The sequence below is a fragment of the Pseudoalteromonas sp. C12FD-1 genome (assembly GCF_037414265.1).
Classification (GTDB): domain Bacteria; phylum Pseudomonadota; class Gammaproteobacteria; order Enterobacterales; family Alteromonadaceae; genus Pseudoalteromonas.
Window position 1 is genome coordinate 1 of record NZ_JBBEVD010000014.1, and the last position, 654, is coordinate 654.

Annotated in this window: 1 protein-coding gene; it reads right to left on the reverse strand. The window is 45.3% G+C overall.

Annotated elements, in window-relative coordinates:
- Positions 1 to 654: IS110 family transposase (locus WDB87_RS00065; protein WP_337848639.1), on the reverse strand; the 654-nt coding region annotated here is incomplete at both ends.

The following is a 654-nucleotide window of genomic DNA, read 5'->3' on the forward strand; positions in this document are numbered from 1 at the left end:
GCTGCATATCGATAAGTGTGTGCACCTTCAACAAGAAGGCGTCTTGCTCGGCCGTTCCCGCATTTTGTGATGGCGCCAATATGGCGTTTGCCACCACTCGAGTGTTCACTAGGTACAAGACCGAGATAACTCATTAATTTGCGGGGATGGTCGAAGCGCGATAAATCGCCAAGCTCAGCAACAACGCCGGTGGCGACCAACAAGCGAACACCTCGCATAGCTTGTATTGCTTTTACTACAGGATAATAGCGCCATTGATGGACGTGATGTGTTAGCTCATTGTCTAGCCGCTCAAGTCGGCTTATTCGTTCAGTAATTGTGTGTAAAAACTCTTGTAAGACGATGTGCTGCGCGGGATGTGGCAACACAAGCTCAGTGAGCCAACGTAAATGTTTTTGTGACCAATTTGCGGTGCCTTTATAATTAATATTATTGCGAAGCAGCAACGCTTTTAACTGATATTTAGCATCTTTTAAATCCTTCATGGCTACTTCGCGTGCACGAGATAAATCGCGTACAGCTTCATCTTCAGGCTCGGGGACATAAATAGGTGTTAAATCTTCAGACTTAAGTAATTTAGCAAGCTTAAGGGCGTCACGTTTATCGGTTTTAATCTTCTCACCTGGCTTTTTAGGAATAAGAGAGGGTGCAACC